Annotated in this window: 16 protein-coding genes; 3 read left to right on the top strand and 13 right to left on the bottom strand. The window is 68.0% G+C overall.

Going from position 1 to position 15,000, the window contains the following annotated elements; all coding sequences use genetic code 11:
* Window positions 1-107 precede the first annotated feature (107 nt).
* From K0M70_RS14505 to K0M70_RS14495, 3 genes are all read right to left on the bottom strand, one after another.
* Window positions 108-491, bottom strand: a complete 384-nt coding sequence (locus K0M70_RS14505) for an HU family DNA-binding protein (RefSeq protein ID WP_290783143.1) — start codon at window positions 489-491, stop codon at window positions 108-110.
* Window positions 492-731: 240 nt separating this feature from the next.
* On the bottom strand, window positions 732-1,178 hold the full coding sequence (locus K0M70_RS14500; RefSeq protein WP_290783141.1) for a PA2169 family four-helix-bundle protein: 447 nt from the start codon (window positions 1,176-1,178) through the stop codon (window positions 732-734).
* A gap of 91 nt (window positions 1,179-1,269) precedes the next feature.
* Complete coding sequence (locus tag K0M70_RS14495) at window positions 1,270-1,719, bottom strand: hypothetical protein (protein ID WP_290783139.1); 450 nt, start codon at window positions 1,717-1,719, stop codon at window positions 1,270-1,272.
* A 358-nt stretch (window positions 1,720-2,077) separates the two neighbouring features.
* On the opposite strand from K0M70_RS14495, the gene K0M70_RS14490 reads away from it, so the two are divergent.
* Window positions 2,078-2,230, top strand: a complete 153-nt coding sequence (locus K0M70_RS14490; RefSeq protein ID WP_290783137.1) for an entericidin A/B family lipoprotein — start codon at window positions 2,078-2,080, stop codon at window positions 2,228-2,230.
* Between the two features lie 78 nt (window positions 2,231-2,308).
* Here K0M70_RS14490 and K0M70_RS14485 read toward each other — a convergent pair whose 3' ends face one another.
* The 5 genes from K0M70_RS14485 to K0M70_RS14465 form a co-directional block, all read right to left on the bottom strand.
* The gene (locus tag K0M70_RS14485) at window positions 2,309-3,391 is read right to left on the bottom strand and encodes a hybrid sensor histidine kinase/response regulator (protein WP_290783136.1); all 1,083 of its coding nucleotides are present in this window, start codon (window positions 3,389-3,391) and stop codon (window positions 2,309-2,311) included.
* A complete protein-coding gene (locus K0M70_RS14480; protein WP_290783135.1) occupies window positions 3,388-5,532 on the bottom strand; it encodes an ATP-binding protein in 2,145 nt (714 codons plus the stop codon). The genes K0M70_RS14485 and K0M70_RS14480 overlap by 4 nt, the downstream gene beginning before the upstream one ends.
* 32 nt (window positions 5,533-5,564) lie before the next feature.
* Window positions 5,565-6,110 carry a TspO/MBR family protein gene (locus tag K0M70_RS14475; RefSeq protein ID WP_290783133.1) on the bottom strand — a complete coding sequence of 182 codons (546 nt, stop codon included), beginning with the start codon at window positions 6,108-6,110 and terminating at the stop codon, window positions 5,565-5,567.
* Between the two features lie 58 nt (window positions 6,111-6,168).
* Entirely contained in the window at window positions 6,169-7,536 is a 1,368-nt protein-coding gene (locus tag K0M70_RS14470; RefSeq protein ID WP_290783132.1) for a sigma-54 dependent transcriptional regulator, read from the bottom strand.
* Between the two features lie 151 nt (window positions 7,537-7,687).
* Window positions 7,688-8,068, bottom strand: a complete 381-nt coding sequence (locus K0M70_RS14465; protein ID WP_290783130.1) for a DUF2237 domain-containing protein — start codon at window positions 8,066-8,068, stop codon at window positions 7,688-7,690.
* 59 nt (window positions 8,069-8,127) lie between these two features.
* Here K0M70_RS14465 and K0M70_RS14460 point away from each other — a divergent pair, with 59 nt between their 5' ends.
* Complete coding sequence (locus K0M70_RS14460) at window positions 8,128-8,379, top strand: DUF3297 family protein (protein WP_290783128.1); 252 nt, start codon at window positions 8,128-8,130, stop codon at window positions 8,377-8,379.
* A 92-nt stretch (window positions 8,380-8,471) separates the two neighbouring features.
* On the opposite strand, the gene K0M70_RS14455 is transcribed toward K0M70_RS14460, so the two are convergent.
* The 4 genes from K0M70_RS14455 to K0M70_RS14440 form a co-directional block, all read right to left on the bottom strand.
* The gene (locus tag K0M70_RS14455; protein WP_343211221.1) at window positions 8,472-8,624 is read right to left on the bottom strand and encodes a DUF3309 family protein; all 153 of its coding nucleotides are present in this window, start codon (window positions 8,622-8,624) and stop codon (window positions 8,472-8,474) included.
* 168 nt (window positions 8,625-8,792) lie between these two features.
* The gene (locus K0M70_RS14450) at window positions 8,793-9,290 is read right to left on the bottom strand and encodes a macro domain-containing protein (RefSeq protein ID WP_290783124.1); all 498 of its coding nucleotides are present in this window, start codon (window positions 9,288-9,290) and stop codon (window positions 8,793-8,795) included.
* Window positions 9,291-9,437: 147 nt separating this feature from the next.
* The gene (locus tag K0M70_RS14445; protein ID WP_290783122.1) at window positions 9,438-10,913 is read right to left on the bottom strand and encodes a YdiU family protein; all 1,476 of its coding nucleotides are present in this window, start codon (window positions 10,911-10,913) and stop codon (window positions 9,438-9,440) included.
* A gap of 44 nt (window positions 10,914-10,957) precedes the next feature.
* On the bottom strand, window positions 10,958-11,833 hold the full coding sequence (locus K0M70_RS14440; RefSeq protein WP_290783121.1) for a type II CAAX endopeptidase family protein: 876 nt from the start codon (window positions 11,831-11,833) through the stop codon (window positions 10,958-10,960).
* Window positions 11,834-12,009: 176 nt separating this feature from the next.
* Between K0M70_RS14440 and K0M70_RS14435 the strand changes: the two genes are divergently transcribed.
* On the top strand, window positions 12,010-12,861 hold the full coding sequence (locus K0M70_RS14435; RefSeq protein WP_290783118.1) for a LysR family transcriptional regulator: 852 nt from the start codon (window positions 12,010-12,012) through the stop codon (window positions 12,859-12,861).
* 49 nt (window positions 12,862-12,910) lie between these two features.
* On the opposite strand, the gene K0M70_RS14430 is transcribed toward K0M70_RS14435, so the two are convergent.
* Entirely contained in the window at window positions 12,911-14,929 is a 2,019-nt protein-coding gene (locus K0M70_RS14430; RefSeq protein WP_290783117.1) for an amidohydrolase family protein, read from the bottom strand.
* Window positions 14,930-15,000 lie beyond the last annotated feature (71 nt).

Here is a 15,000-nt window from a genome sequence, read left to right as displayed (position 1 = left end):
CCCCCCCCCCCCCACCCCAAATAAACCCGGGGGGGCCCGCTGCGGCGCCCCCACCCCGTGGTTTTGCTCCCCCTCGCCGCAGGCGCCGACGGGATCGCGGGCCTGGATCAGGCCGCGGCGTCCTTGAGCTTCTTGAGCGGGCGGACCTTCACCTTGACCGAGGCCGGCTTGGCGGCGAACCACTGCTCTTCCTTGGTGAACGGGTTGATGCCCTTGCGCTTGGCCTTGGCCGGCACGTTGACGACCGAGATCTTCAGCAGGCCCGGCAGCGTGAACGAACCCGCGCCCTTCTTGCTGACCGAACCGTGCACGGCGCCTTCGAGGGCAGCCATCACCGCACGGACGTCCTTGGCGGCAACGCCGGTACCTTCGGCGATGTGGGCGACAAGACCGGACTTGGTCAGCGCTTCCTTGATCGCCTTCGGGGCGGCCGGCTTGGCGGCGGCCTTCGGGGCAGCCTTCTTCTTTGCAGCAGCTTTCTTGGTAGCCATGTTTTTATATTCCCGTTGTTGCTTGATTGGGTGGTTGGGGTGCCTGGAAAACCCTCCGGCAGTGCGAATGTAGGCCAAGTTGGCCGCCGCGCCAAGCCCAAATTGGCAAAAAACGCCTGTTTTCCCGCGGCCAAACAAAAAGACCGGCCAATTGGCCGGTCTTTGTGTCTTGCTTCGTGGCCTGCCGGGCCGCCGATCCACCGCATACACGGCGGGACGGGCGGCCCGGAGGCCCGATGATCAGGCCTTCTTGGCCAGCTTCAGCGCACGCATGCGGTCATGCATGCCCTGCACTTCGGGCAGGTACTTGGCGGCGATTTCGCGCACGCGCACGGGCTGGTCAGCGTCCACGGCATCGCGGAAGGCGTGCAGCACGCGGTCTTCCTGGGCTTCCAGCGAGTCGATGTAGGCGCCGTCCGAGTCCTTCACCATCTTCGCCTTGAGGTCGGCGTAGCCCTGGCGGAATTCACCCAGCCAGCTGCTGTCATTGGCCGGCTCACCGCCCTGGCGCAGCACTTCCGACTTGAGGTCGGTGGCGATGCTGCGCTTGATGCGGCTCATGTCGAGGAACAGCTGCTTGTGGCCCGCTTCCTTGGCTTCGCCCGCGGCGTGGTCATAGAAGGCAACACCGTCGTTGAGGGCTTCCACGAGGTCGTTGATGCTGGCGGCGGTTTTATTCTGGGTCATCTGGTTTCTCCATTGGGGGGGCCGGGCGCTGGGCCCGGCATCGGTGCACGGCGCGCGGCCGTGCACCGGTTTCAGCTGAAAGCCCGAGGGCTCAGCGCTTCATCGCCTCGGCGTTGGCGTTGGCGGCATCCAGGTCGGCCGTGGCCGCAGCCTTGGCGGCTTCGTACTCGGCGTCCGCAGCCGCGTTGCAGGCATCACGGTCCACGTCGGCCACGCCGTCACAGCGCTCCTTGGCGATGGAAAGCTCGCCGTCGGCCTTGGCCATCGCCACGTCGTGGCGGGCTTCGGCAGTGTCTTCGGTGGCGTCGACGCGGGCATCGCTCACGTCACTGGCGTCGCCAGTCGCCATCTCGTCGGAGATGTCGGCGTTGTTGTCCAGGGCGGTCTGGTTGGCGTCAAGCTGCGCATCACGGACTTCTTCATTGGCGTCAACGCGCGCCTCGGCAACGTCCTGCTGGGTTTCGGCCGGGGTTTCGGGCTGGCAGCCGGCCATGCCGAGCACGATGGCGAACGACAGGGCGGAAAGGGTGAGCTTGTTCATGGGGAAACTCCGCTTTGGGGGGTAGGTATTCGCGGCGCCGCAAAGGATGAGGGCGTCACGGAGTCGCAGAGCGACGTCATGGAACAGACAGCAAGTCCTGTGCCAACCGCCCCGGGCCCTTGCCAAAGGGCTGTCGCGCCGTCCTTGCGGCGGCGGACGTGCACGCTGCACGGCGGCCCGGCCGGGCGTCGTGCATTTCGCAAGTCGCTGTGATCGAATGACGCGTGCATTGCGCACAGTGCGTGCAGGGCAAGGTTGGCACGCTTCTTGTAGTTGTTTTGGACAGGATCGGCCACGGCCGATCCCCTACCCGGGATCCAGAAAGCCTCTCCACGTTCCACCACGCCAAGGAATCACCATGAAGACCACGCTGCGCACTTTCGCTGCCCTCGCTCTGCTGGGCTTCGCGCTCGGCTCGCTCACCGCCTGCAACACCATTTCGGGCGCTGGCCAGGACGTCAAGAAAGCCGGTGAAGTGATCGAAGAAACGGCGGAAGACGCCAAGAACTGAGGGGCGCTTTCCAGGCCTTGAGGCAAAGAGGGCGCGCCGCAAGGCGCGCCCTTCCTCATGGCGGGGGGGCAGGCGGGCTCACGGCACGCGCGGCAACTCCAGCGTGAAGCAGGCACCCCCGCCCGCGCGATGTTCGTACCAGAGGTCGCCACCGAGCGCGCGCGACTTCTGCTTGGCCAGGGCCAGCCCGAGCCCGGTGGCGGTTTCGCCTCCGGTGGGCTGGCTGGACAGCGTGACGAAGCGCTGGAACAGGGACGCCTGCTCCAGGTCCGACACGCCCGGCCCCATGTCCAGCACCCGCAGCCGCGCATTGTTGTCGTGCGCCTGCGCCGACAGCGTCACCACGCTGCCGCCGGGCGCGTACTTGATGGCGTTGGAAATCAGGTTCTGCAGCACGTGCCCCACGGCGTCGCGCTGGCCGCGCACCAGCAGCCGTGGATCAAGATCCAGCTCGAAGCGCATGCCCTTGGCCGCCGCCTGCACGGCCATCACGTCCACGGCGTCCTGGAACACCTGCGAGGCCGGCAGTGGCTCCAGGGCCAGGCCCTGCACTTCACCCGCGGCCTGGTCCAGCACCGCCTGCAGGAACAGCAGCCCGGCATCGGCCGAACTGCGTATGGACGCCGCAAGACGCTCGCGCTGCTGGTCGGCCAGGCCGCCCGCCGCCAGCAGTTCGCTGGCAAACATCACGTTGGTGAAGTGGTTGCGCAGGTCGTGCGCGATCAACTCCAGGCTTTCCTGGCGTTCCCGTGCGAGCTGCTGCTGACGGTCGCGCGACAACTTAAGCTCGCAGTGCGTGCGCACGCGCGCCAGCAGCTCGCCGGGCACGAAGGGCTTGGTGACATAGTCCACCGCGCCGCTGGCGAAGGCCCGCACCAGCGATTCGCGCTCGTGGTCGGCGGTGAGGAAGATCACCGGCAGCTGGCGTGTTGCTTCGTCGGCCTGCAGCCGCTCCAGCACCTGGAAACCGTCCATCACCGGCATGCGCATGTCCAGGAGCACCAGGTCGGGAAGGCCGGCCGCCATGCGGTCCAGGGCCTCCTGGCCGCTGAAGCAGGGCACCACGTCGAACCCGGCGCGCACCAGCAGACCGCCAACGGTGCGCACGTTCGCCTCTTGGTCGTCCACCACCATCACGATGGCGCTGCAGCCCGTCTTCATGGCATATCCCCAGGCTGAGGCGTGGCGTCGAGCAAACGCTTTACCTCCGGCACGTCGAAGCGATCCACCGCGCCCGCCAGTGCCTGCGCGTGTGCGGCCAGCGCCGGCCACTGCAGGGCCTCCGCCAACTCCGCCAGCTCGGTGGCCACATGGCTGATCTCACGCATGCGCAAGGACGCACGCATGCCGGCCATGCGCTGGTCCAGCAACCGCTGGAAGCTGGCCAGGGCCGCCTCGTCGCGCACGCGCGGGCCCGGCAATTCCGGCGACGCCGCTTCGGACGTGCGCATTGCCGCCGCGAGCGGCTTGGCCGGGAAGTGCCTGGCCAGACTCTCGAACAGGTCGGCCTTGGAATAGGGTTTGCGGACCAAACCGTCGAAACGCCGGCGCACCGCACTCTCATCCTCCCGCATGCTGGACGCCGTAACCGCGATCACCGGCAGCTGGGCGATTTGGGGGTCGGACTTTATTTTCAACATCGCCTGCTCGCCCGACATGCGGGGCATGCGCAGGTCCATCAACACCACATCGGGCGCCTTTTCCTTTATTTTTTCCAGCGCCTCGACACCGTCACCTGCCTCGCGCACCGTGTGATGGCTTCCGCTCAGGTAAGCCAGCGCAAGGTCGCGGTTCCACGCCACGTCGTCCACCACCAGCACCTCCAGCGGCGGCAGCCGGTCGAAATCAACCTCCGCCCCGGCCGTCGGCTTCTGGCTGACGGAGGAAAGATGCAGCGCGCGGCGCGGCATGTTCATGGTGAACCGCGAGCCCTCGCCCAGCTTGCTTTGCGCGCCCAGCTCGCCACCCATCAGCGTGGCCAACCGGCGGGCGATGCTCAGCCCCAGGCCGGTACCCTCGCGGCTCTTGCCGTCGGGATTGTCGCCCTGTTCGAACGGATCGAAGATCAGGCCCAGCTGGTGGGGCGCGATGCCCGTGCCGGTGTCCACCACGTCGATCTTCAGGTCGCAGTGGCCGTCCAGTTCGCTTGGCACGCAGCAGATGTAAACGATCACACCGCCTTTCTCGGTGTACTTGATGGCGTTGCCCACCAGGTTGATCAGCACCTGGCGCAGGCGCACCGGGTCAACCAGCAGCGGCTGCTCGGCACGGCCTTCGTATTCGGCGCGCAGGTAGATGCCCTTGGCGTCAGCGGTCTGCCGGAACATCACCAGGGTCTGGTCGACGATCTCGTGCAGCTCGGTGGGCTCTTCGCGCAACTCGAACTTGCCGGCCTCCATCTTCGACAGGTCCAGCACGTCGTTGATAAGCGAAAGCAGCGCCTGGCTGCTCTTCTTGATCGAGGCCAGGTATTCGGCCTGGGTGGGGTCGGTGACGGTTTCCTCGAGCAGGTTGGTGAAGCCGAAAATGGCATTCATCGGGGTGCGGATTTCGTGGCTCATGCTGGCCAGGAAAATAGACTTGTCCTGGCTTGAACGGCGCGCCTGCTCAGCCTGCAGGTCGGCACGGAAGGCTTCCAGTGAGTTTCGCTGCATGCGCCGCGTGGCGGAATAGCCCACCATGCCGGCCACCAGCGCCAGGCTGTTGGCGATCAGCACGGTGGCCCAGTTCTGGCGGATCATCTGGTTGCGCTGTTGGCTGCGTGCCACCAGAAGTGCGCGCTCCTCGGTCAACAGGGCGTCCGTTGCCAACCGCAGGTCTTCCCGGAGGGTACCCCCGGCACCACTCGCCAGGCGCTCCCTCACCGCACGGCCAGCGGCGGCATTGCCCGCCATTTCCTGTGACTTCAGTTCCATGGTGGCCGTGCCGAAACCCACGCGCTCCATGTGCAGCCGCCGTATCTCGTCCACCTTGGTGGACTGCTGGGCATTGTCGGCCGTCAGCGCTGTCAGCTGCTTCAACGATTTGTCGATCGCGGCTATGTCGGTCCGGAAGGCTTCCAGGAACCGCGGTTCGCCGGTAAAGATGTAGCGCAGGCCGTTGGATTCGCTGTTCCCCACCACGCCCCAGAATTCATGCACATGGGTGATGACCTGTTCGGTGTGGCTGGCAACCGACACCGACTCCTGCAGCTGGCCCGTGGTGCGCAGCGACAGTATCGACGTGCCCAGGATCACAAGGACGGAAAAGAACAGCAGGCCGCTATAAACCCGATAACGGAACGTGGCGGGCCGATTCGGCATGGATTCCCCTAGTTTCTCGAAGCAGGCCTGGGTCAGGTGTTGATCAGCCAGATGGTGCCATTGAGCACCAGCGCGAAGCTTACCCAAAGCACCAGCGGCACCTGCAGGTAGCCCGCGAGCGGGCGCACCCGGCCGAAGCGCAGCGTCATCCAGAGCAGCGCCACCCACAGCAGGCAGATTTCAGCGAAGGCCAGGCCCGGCTGCTTCAGCCCGAAGAACAGCGCAGTCCAGGACAGGTTGAGCACCGCATGGACGGCGAAAGCTATCCATGCGCCCCGGCGTTCTTCGGCCGATATGGCCGGCTCGCGCCACACCAGCCACGCGCCAATACCCAGCAGCACGTAAAGCGTCGTCCAGACCGGGCCGAACACCCACGACGGCGGGTTCCAGGTTGGCTTGGCCAACTGCTGGTACCACTCACCGGGCGGGAACAGCAGCCCCGCGGCGGCGCCGGCGACAACGATGGCCAGCACCCATACGGCCAGCAGCACGCCAGACAGCAGCCTGGGCTTCAACACTTCCACGGCAGAGCGCGTGGCGCCGCCGGATCGATGGTTGGGCTTTTCAAAGTGCTGCACGTCCCTCACTCCAGATTGCGAATCCCGCCCGGGCATCACGCATGGGGCGGTCGTTCCTTCAGATTCCGTAGGCTTTGCGCTTTCGGTACAGGGTGGACCCGTCGATACCGAGCGTTTTCGCGGCGGCATCCAGCGTTTCGCTGGCGGCCAGGACCGCCTCGATGTGGCGCCGCTCCAGCAGGTTGATGGTCATGGGTGCACCCGCCACCGCGGCGGGTGCGGCGTCGCCGCCAACGGTGTTCTGCGCGCCAAGCGCCAGTTGCTCGGACGTGATCACCTCGCCCGTGCACAGGATCACCGCGCGTTCCATCACGTTCTGCAGTTCGCGGACGTTTCCCGGCCAGGGGTAGGCGCGCATGCGCGCCAGTGCTTCGGGCGCCAGCCGCGTGGCCGGCAGGTGGTAGCTGCGGGCGTAGCGGCCGATGAAGCCCAGCGCAAGGTCTTCGAGGTCTTCGGGCCGGTCGCGCAGCGCCGGCAGCGTCAGGCTGATCACGTTGAGCCGGTAAAGCAGGTCCAGCCGGAAGCTCCCGTCCGCAACCATCCCTTCCAGATCGCGGTTGGTCGCCGAGATGATGCGCACATCGGCTCGGCGCGTACCCGGGTCGCCGATGCGCTCGTATTCCTTGTCCTGGATGAAGCGCAGCAGCTTGGGCTGCAGCGCCAGCGGGAAATCACCCACCTCGTCCAGGAACAGCGTGCCGCCGTCGGCGTTGCTGACGCGGCCCTGCGTGCTCTGGGTGGCGCCGGTGAACGAGCCCTTGGCGTGGCCGAACAGTTCGCTTTCCATCAGCTCGGCCGAAAGCGACGGGCAGTTGATGGTGGCAAACGGCGCCTGTGCGCGCCGGCTCCACTGGTGGATGGCGTTGGCCAGCACGCCCTTGCCGGTGCCGCTTTCGCCCAGCAGCAGCAGGTTGGCGTCGGTGGCGGACACTTGCCGGGCCATCGCCAGCACCTGCGCCATCGCCGGGCTTTTGCTTTTCAGGTCCACTGCCGCACTGGGCTCGACTTCGCGCTCCAGGCGCTCGATCTTGTCGAGCAGGCGCATCGTGTCCATCTGGCGCGCCACCGCGATGCGCAGCTGCTCGGGCGAGCAGGGCTTCACCAGGTAATCGCTGGCGCCTTCCGACAGCGCCTTCACCGCATCGTCCACCCGCGAGTGGGCCGTGACCATGATGATGCGCATCTGCGGCGCCAGCTCACGCAGCCGCGGCAGCCCGTCCATGCCCGACTCGTGGCCGATGTTCCGGTCAAGCAGGCACACGTGGAACGGCTGGGCGGCGGCCAGCTTCATGCCCGCCTGCAGCGTGGCGGCCGTGGACACGCGATAGCCGGCCCCTTCGAGGCACATGCCGAAGCTCTCGAGCAGTCGAGCGTCGTCGTCGATCGCGAGGATTCGACCTATGGGGCTGGAGACGGATTCGGCCAAGGGAAACTCCAAGGGGGGTGCCGAAGACGGTGCAAGGCCCGTGCCACCCCCACGCAGGCCTGCAGGCTAGGGCGGCCCCACTTGCTGCGGGCAACTTACATTGCAGTTTGCATGAATCCCCAGGGCCGGGCCATGCATTTTGCAAGGCATCTCAGGGGAGGGAGGAGTCCACGGCCAGTTGCCGCAGCTGGTCCAGCGTCACCACGCCCAAAGCGTTCAGGTGCGTGGCCTGCAGCACCACGCGCGGCGCCTTGCCCTCCATCCACGCCTCCAGCCAGCGGTTCGCACACAGGCACCAGCGATCCCCCGGACGCAGGCCAGGGAAATCGAACTCCGGGCGCGGCGTGGAAAGGTCGTTGCCGCGGTGCAGCGAAAACGCCAGGAACTCGGACGTCATCACTGCGCACACCACGTGCAGCCCGCGGTCGCTGGCGTCGGTGCGGCAGCAGCCGTCGCGGAAATAACCCGTCATCGGCTCGGTGCCGCAGGGCAGCAGCGGGCGGCCCAGTACGTTGAGTGCGCTCTGGCTCATGCCGCAAGTCTAACCTCGACGGCGCGTTATCATGTCGCCCTCTCGCCAAGGATCCCGCCATGAGCACCACGCTTCCCGACCGCCTTTCCGTCAACCCGCGCAGCCCGTTCTACGACGGCGCCGTGCTCGAACGCGGCATCGGCGTGCGCTTCAAGGGCGTCGAGCGCAACAACGTCGAGGAATACTGCATCTCCGAAGGTTGGGTACGGTTGCCCGTGGGCAAGTCGCTTGACCGCCACGCCAACGCCATGACCATCAAGACCAGCGGCGAAGTGGAAGTGTGGTTCCTGGACAGCGCGCCCACCGGCTGAGCCGTCGGGCGATGGCGTTGCAAAAAGAAAGGGGCGGCCATGGCCGCCCCTCAGGGTTTGACGTGCGCCTCTGGGGGCGCATCACCAGCGGGTCAGATACGACCCATCACCAACAGCACGATGATGATCAGCACCACCAGGCCCAGGCCGCCGCTCGGGCCGTAGCCCCAGCTCCGGCTGTGGCCCCAGGTCGGAAGCGCACCGACCAACAGCAGGATGAGGACGATCAGCAGGATCATGGACAGGGACATGGATGGAACTCCTTGGTTGGGTGATTAACCCACTGCACGTTGCATGCCAAGCCCGCAAAGCCGCGATCAAACGCCCCTTGCGCACGCCATACCTGTCGGAACAATGCAAAAAGCCCGGTGCAGGCGCCTGCAGCCGGGCGTTCTGCCTTGAACGGTTGCCGGTCAGGCCGCAGTCAACGGCTCATCGGCCTGTTCGCCGGCGTGGAAGGTTTCGTACACCAGCACCGGGATCGCCAGCTCGCCCAGGTGGTGTTCCAACAGCGGCTTCACCTCGCTCCAGTCCATGCCGCCCACGCCGGTCGCCAGGCGCGGCAGGGCCAGGCTGGTCCAGCCTTCGCGTGCGGCTTCGGCCACCAGCGCTTTGAGCGCGTGGTTGATATTGGCCGCGGAGGCCTTGCCCGGCTTGGCGCCGTGGTCGTAGCTGCCTTCCTGGGTGAACAGCGCCACGATGCGCGGCCCCTGCGCACCGGCCCAGGTCCACAGACCGCCGGCCTTGGGATGCTGGGTCTGGCAGTAGTGGCGGAAGTCCTTGTACATCGCCGGCTGCTGCTCGCGCAGGGAATGGGCCAGGCCCTGGCCGAAATCATCGTTGGGAGCAACGCCGTGGGCGATGGCCTGGGCCTGGCTCTTGAGCAGGTCGCCCGATACGTAGCGGATCATGGTGTTCCTCTGGCCAATGGGCCGATGGGGTCTGAGCCCCAGTCTGCGCGGCCGCGCGCCGGCGACCATTGACCTGCATCAACTGCGGCCCCGGGGCGACGCCCGCCGCGATGCCCTGGCGTTCGGTCAATGCATGGGGCTGGCGCCTCAGGTACCGCAGAAGGTCTGCAGCACGCGCTGTCCGGGTTCGGGCGGGACCATGAAGGGACGCGATGCCGGCGTGTCGTCCCAGGGCCGGCGGATGGCGGCCAGCAGCGCTTCGAACGGCGCCAGGTCGCCCTGCTCGGCGGCGACCAGGGCTTCGTGCACGCGGTGGTTGCGCGGAATGACGGCCGGGTTCGCCATGCGCATCGCCGCGGCGCGCACGGCGGCCGTGCGCGGATCGCTGGCCAGGCGGTGCCGCCAGCGCGCCCGCCACGCGTCGAACGCGGGCGAGCGCGGCAGGGCCAGCAGGCCCTCGGGTTCGCGACCTTGCGCAGCCTCGGCCAGCGCGCGGAACACCAGCGTGTAGTCGGCGGCCACGGCGCGCATGGCCTCCAGCAGGTCCTGCGCCAGCGCCTGGTCGCCGTCTTCGGCGCTCGACAGGCCCAGCTTGGCGCGCATGCCGTCCAGCCACGACGCCTCCGACCATGCAGGCATTGCCTCGATCACCGCACTGGCCTCGGCCAGCGCCACCTCGCCATCGGCGTCGATCAGCGCCAGCAGCGTCTCGGCCAGGCGCGCCACGTTCCAGCGCACCAGGGCCGGCTGGTTGGAAAACGAATAGCGGCCGGCGCGGTCGATCGAGCTGAACACCTTGCCCGGGTCGTAGTCGTCCAGGAAGGCGCAGGGGCCGTAGTCGATGGTTTCGCCCGACAGCGTGGTGTTGTCGGTGTTCATCACCCCGTGGATGAAGCCCACGTGCTGCCACTGCGCCACCAGCGCCGCCTGCCGGCGCGCCACGGCTTCGAGCAGGGCCAGGTACGGCCGCGGCGCGTGCGCCGCTTCGGGGTAGTGGCGGGCGATGACGTAGTCGGCCAGCTGGCGCACGCCGTCGGTAGCACGGCGCGCCGCTAAAAACTGCAACGTCCCCCCGCGGACGTGGCTGGCCGCCCCGCGCGCCAGCACCGCGCCGGGCACCGGCCCCTCGCGGAATACGTGCTCGCCGGTGGCCACCGCCGCCAGCGAGCGCGTGGTGGGCAGGCCCATCGCATGCATGGCTTCGCTGATCAGGAACTCGCGCAGCACCGGTCCGATCGCGGCGCGGCCGTCGCCGTTGCGCGAGAACGCCGTGGGGCCCGCGCCCTTGAGCTGCAGGTCGCGGCGCTGGCCGTGGCGATCAATCAATTCACCCAGCAGGATGGCGCGGCCGTCGCCCAGCTGCGGCACGAAGTGGCCGAACTGGTGGCCCGCATAGGCCATGGCCAGCGGCAGCGCGCCCACCGGAACCTTGTTGCCCGCGAACACGTCGGCGGCATCATCGCCGCGGGTGATGCCCAGCTCCGCGGCCAGCGCATCGTTGAACGCCAGCAGGCGCGGCGCCTTCACCGGCGTGGGGTCCACGCGCTGCCAGAACTTCGCCGGAAGGGCTGCGTAGGTGTGTTCGAAAGGCAGCGCGCCGGCGGCCGGGAGGGAGTCGTCCATGCCTTTCAAGGTGGATGCGAAGCCCGCACAACACAAGCCGGGGCTCAGGCCGAAGCTCGCACCGGGGCCGGGGCGCCGTGCACGCCGCGCCCGACCCTGGCCGGCAACCATCGCCCGCTGCGCTTGGCCAGGCGGATGAAAACGGCCAGCGATATCGCCACCACGCCCAGGCAAAGCAACGCGTCTTCGGGACCAAACACGCCGCCAGTCAGCCAGCCCGGGCCGCGATAGGCGCTCTCGAACGGCGCCAGCGCGCGCCAGTCGCTGATGCCAGAAAGCGGCAGGCCGGTGAGGATGATGGCGAAGTTCCAGAAAGCGTGGTGCGCCGTCACCACCCACAGGCTGCGCGTCCACGCATACAGCGCGGTCCAGAGGGCGCCGATCAGCGTGCCTGCGACCATCGTGGTGGCCAGCTCCATGTTGCTGGCGGGCGCGTTGGACAGGTGCATCGCCGCGAACACCAGCGACTGCAGCCACATCGCCGCAGTGCTGCCCAGCCCGTCTTCCAGGGTGCCGAACAGCACGCCGCGGTAGACGACTTCTTCCATGAAGGCCGCGATGAGGATCAGGCCCGCCACGCCCAGCAGCGCCGGCGAGCCGCCCGGCGCCGCCACCACCACGTAGTACCCGGCGGCGAACCCCGCCAGCGTGACCACCGAGATGTGCGCCGCACCGCCCAGGCCACCGGCCATCACCGCCAGCGGACGAAAACGCAGGTCCGGCGCGGGACCCGGCAGCACCCAGCGCCGCCACGCCGCGTAGGCCAGCAGCACGGCCAGGAAAATGCCGGTGCGGCGCAGCAGGCTCAGCGTCGCCGGCTCCGGCGCGAATGCCGCCGCGGCCAGCGGCACCAGGCCCTGGCGGACCAGCAGCACGGCCGCCACCACCATCAGCAGGCCCAGCAGGCCGTGCTTCAACATTCGGCCGATCATCTTCCCTGTCGACACCTTGGGTTTCCTTTCGCCGGATCGCGGCGGCACGCGCCGGCACGGTGGCGTCGGCACGGCCACGGTATCGGCGGCATCGAAGCATGGATACCGCCATAACGGCACGATGCCCATGCATAATTGCATGGACTTTCGGCACGGAATGCGCGATGGACTGGAGCGACCTGCGTGTGTTCCTGGCCATTGCCCGCGAGGGCAAGCTGGGCGCCGCCGCCCGCACGCTGGCGCAGACCCAGCCCACCATGGGCCGCCGCCTGCGTGCGCTGGAAGCGGCCATCGGCCACCCGCTGTTCCGCCGCACCGCCGAGGGCTTCGTGCTCACCGAAGAGGGCGGCGCGGTGCTGCGCCACGCCGAGCGCATGGAGGCCGAGGCGCTGGCCATCGAACGGGAACTCGCAGGCCAGGCCCAGCAGCTCGAGGGCCCGCTGCGCGTGACCAGCTCGGACTGGTTCGGCGTGACCCTGCTGGCCCCGGTGCTGGCGGATTTCTCGCGCCTGCATCCGCGCGTGATGGTGGAACTGATCACCGATGCGCGTTTCCTCAGCCTGTCGCGCCGCGAAGCCGACCTGGCCTTCCGCATCCGGCGCTTCACCGAGCCCGACGTGGTGGCCAGCAGGCTGATGCACATTCCCTACGCCGCCTACCAGCGCGCGGGCGCCCCCCGGCCCGAGCGTGGCGACGGCCGCGGCACGGCGCTGATCGCACTGGACTCGGCGTTCTCGGGCGCGCCCGACGACAGCTGGCTGCAAACGCTGCTGCCGCACGCGCACGTAGCGCTGCGCAGCAACAACCGCGACGTGCAGGCGCGGCTATGCCTGCAGGGGGCCGGCGTGTGCGTGCTGCCGCGCCCGCTGGGCGCCCGGCTGCCTGGTCTGGAGCGCCTGGACCTGGGCGAAGACCCGCCCGGCCGCGACACCTGGCTGGGCTATCACCGCGACCTGCGGCGCCTGGCGCGGCTGCGCGCGCTGATCGATTTCGTGGTGGCGCGGCTGGCGTCCTGAGGCCGCCAGCGCAAGACCGGCAATACGCTTCGCAAGCCGGCGCGCAACCTTATGGCAGCGTGACTTTGGGAGCGGTGGCGAAAGGCTTGATACCGAAGTGCGGGTAAATCTCGGACGGGTAGTACACCGTGCCGTCCTTCACCACCGCGCGAATGGTCTTGATGGCCTTGAGGTCGGCGGTGGGGTCGCCCGGCACCAGGAAGAAATCGGCCAGCTTGCCCTTCTCGATCGAGCCCGTGCTCTGGTTCTGGCCGAGGTACATGGCCATGTCCCAGGTGGCCAGGCGCAGCACTTCGGCCGGCGTGTAGCCCAGCTGGTTGAACAGTTCGAGTTCGCGATGGAAGGTGAACGAGCCGCCCAGGTCGGTGCCCGGAATCAGCAGGATGCCGCGCTCGCGCATCTGCCGAAGCGTGTCCATCAGCTTGGTGTAGGCCACGGCGTACGCCTCGGCATCGCCGGGCGCGGACATGTCGGCCCAGCCTTGGCGCGCGCTGCGCTGTTCACCCACCGGCAGGTTGTCGATGTAGTCCACCGCACCCTGCGGCACGGCACCGCCGCGGTTGAGCAGCAGGTTCTCGTGGATGGCGATGGTGGGCTCCACCGCCACCTTGCGGTCGGCGATGTGGGCCAGCGTGCGCTGCACCGGCGCCGACTGCAGGTCCAGCGTGGCCAGCCGCTTGAGGGCGGTCAGGCGGAACAGGGTGCGCGTGTCTTCTTCGGGCTTGATCACCCAGCCCAGTGCGATCTGGTTGATGTGGGTGAGCTCGTCGTAGCCGGCATCCACCATCGCATCGGCGTTGGAAAAGGCCGGCACGTGGCCCGCCACGCGCAGCCCAAGGCGATGGGCTTCGGTGGCGGCGATGGCCGACCATTCGGGCTTCATGCTGTTGTACAGCTTCACCTGGCCGTAGCCGCGCGCGGCGTACCAGCGCACGGCGGCCAGGGTCTCGGCCTCGCTGTCGACCAGGATGCCGTTGTTGGAATTGAACGGGCTCTTGCCCTCGATGAAGCCGCTGCGGTGGATGCGCGGGCCGCCGATGGCGCCGGCCTCGATGCGGGCGATCAGCGCGTCCAGCACCGCGTTGTCGTTGCCCATGTCGCGCACCGTGGTGACGCCGGCCGCGACGTTCAGCAGCGCACCTTCCTGCCCGGTGTGGCCGTGCATTTCGTACAGCCCGGCAACCAGGGTGCCGCCCTCGCCCTCCACCAGCACCTCGCCCGGCGACACCGCACTGTCGATGGACTGGATGCTGCTGATGTGGCGGCCGTTGATCACCACGCTGACCGGCGCCGACAGCGCCAGCTCCTGCGGATCGAAGATGCGCACGTTGCGGAAGCGCACCGGCGCGCCGTAGCGGTGCGCGGTGAGCTTCTGTATTTGTTCCAGGCGCTGCGTGCTCAGGTCGGCGGCCATTTGGCGCAGACGCACCTGTTCGCCCTCGAAGCCTTCGCGCACCACCACGCTGCCCGGTGAAACCACCGCGAACAGGGCCTGCTTTTCGTCCAGCAGCACATAGTCAGGCGCGTACTCCAACCCACTGACGGCGTGCACGCGCACGGTGATGGCCTGTTTGCCGTCGGTTACCGACAGCGGTTCGCCCACGACCACCCGCACTTCACCGCCCGGCAGGGCCGGCAGCGTGCGGTTGGCGTCCTTCAGCAGTACCCGGGCATAAAGCCCCAGCGACCAAGGGCTGGCGGCCTGGCCGATGTAAAGGCTGGGCTCGGTGACCTTGGCGCTGCCCTCGCCCACGGAGTCCTTCCAGGCGGCCTGGCCGTCGGCCAGCGCGAAGCGCTCGTCCACCTTGCTTCCAAAGGTGGTGGCGCCGGTGATGGTCCACTGCGTGGGCAGGCCGCCGGCGTCGAGCTGCAGCGTCTCGGCGATGGTGGGGCCGCGGCCGTTGTTCTTGACGTCGAATTCAATCGTGACCCTGTCGCCGTCGTGCCTAGCCACCAGATGGCCGACCTTGTTGCCACCGGTCACCACGCTGAACTTTTCTTCGGTGGTGGCGGCAAGCGCCAGGCCCGGGATCAACAGCAACACCGCCATTCCTGATGCAAAACGCATGTGCCGCTCCTGGGCCAGTTCGATCCCCGGACTGTGCTCGATCGCCCGGTGGCTTACAAGATCACAGGTGG

This window comes from Arenimonas sp. (assembly GCF_019459675.1).
Lineage (GTDB): Bacteria > Pseudomonadota > Gammaproteobacteria > Xanthomonadales > Xanthomonadaceae > Arenimonas.
Note: the sequence above shows the minus strand (reverse complement) of the source record. Positions and strands in the feature narration are given on the sequence as shown.